1 pseudogene is annotated in these 1473 nt (G+C 64.9%); it reads left to right on the top strand.

Annotated features, from left to right (window positions below):
* Positions 1-168: 168 nt before the first annotated feature.
* A pseudogene (locus ABZS29_RS38655) lies at positions 169-1439 on the top strand (IS481 family transposase).
* Positions 1440-1473: the final 34 nt, after the last annotated feature.

The following is a 1473-nucleotide window of genomic DNA, read 5'->3' as shown; positions in this document are numbered from 1 at the left end:
TGTTATGTCTCAGGACATCGGTGACAGTTCTACATTGAGACATCGGTGACGCTTTCGTTGGTGTTGGTGGTGACACTTCGGTGAGTCGGCGGGGTCGGCGGTGTCTGGGGCCGGTCGACTGCGCCGGTGTCGAAGAACGAGTTTGTTGATCCTCGTGTCCGTCTCGCGATCACACTGTGGCCGTCTGATGCGCCCCGTGGGGCGGTAACCACGTTCTGCGCCGAACACAGCATCTCGCGCAAGACGTTCTACGAGATCCGCCGCCGCAGCCTCACCGAGGGGCCCGCGGCGGCGCTGGAACCGAAGTCGCGGCGTCCGACGTCGAGCCCGTCGAAGCTGACCGACGAGATCAGGCAGCAAGCTGTCGGGGTCCGGGCTGCACTCGAGCAGTCCGGACTGGACTGCGGGCCGATCAGCGTGCACGACAAGATGCACGCCATGGGCCTTCAGGGAGTGCCTTCGATCGCGTCACTGGCCCGGATCTTCCGCACCGCCGGCGTCGCGCGACGCGAACCGAGAAAGAAGCCCAGAGCGGCATGGCGCCGGTTCGTCTATCCAGCCCCGAACGCCTGCTGGCAGATCGACGCCACCGAATACGTCCTTACCCGCGGACGCAAATGCGTGATCTTCCAGCTCATCGACGACCACTCCCGCTACGCACTGGCCTCCCACGTCGCCTGGGCCGAGACCTCCGAAGCCGCGATCATCGTGTTCGACAAAGCCGTGGCCGCCCACGGCGTGCCCCAACGACTGCTGTCCGACAACGGCTCCGCACTCAACCCCTCACGGCGCGGGCTCCTGGGCCAGCTCGTCGTGCACCTGATGGCCCTGGGCGTGGAACCGATCACCGGCAAACCCTACAAACCCACCACCCAGGGCAAGAACGAACGCTTCCACCAAACCCTGTTCCGCTACCTCGACAAACAACCCCTGGCCACCGATCTGGCCCAGCTGCAGACCCAGGTCGACACCTTCGACCACATCTACAACACCCAACGCCCCCACCAAGCACTCCCCGGCCGCGTCACACCACAGGCCGCCTGGGAAGCCACCGCGAAGACCGAGGCACCCCGCCCCGTCCGAGAGCAGATCGCCCGCGCCCGCATCCAGCAGCCCCGCCCCCATCGACCCCGGCCAGCACCCGCACCGGCCGACCTGCCCGACGACACCGTCGTCAAGAAACTGACCAGCGCCGGCGTGCTCTACCTCAACAAAGTCCAGTACATGGTCGGAGCCCAGCACCGCTTCCAGCACGTCCTCGCCATCACCAACGGCGACAACATCACCATCACCGACCTCGACGGCGAAATCCTCATCGAACACACCCGACCCGCACCCGGCACCGTCTACGTCGGCAACAACAGACCACCCGGACCAAGCCCAGCCACACCACGAACGTCACCGATGTCCTGAGACATCAACTGTCACCGATGTCCTGATACAGAACTGTCACCCATGTCCTGAGACATGACA

Origin of the sequence: Kribbella sp. NPDC005582 (assembly GCF_040605415.1) — a bacterium.
GTDB lineage: Bacteria > Actinomycetota > Actinomycetes > Propionibacteriales > Kribbellaceae > Kribbella.
This window is presented reverse-complemented; position numbering and strand designations above follow the sequence as displayed.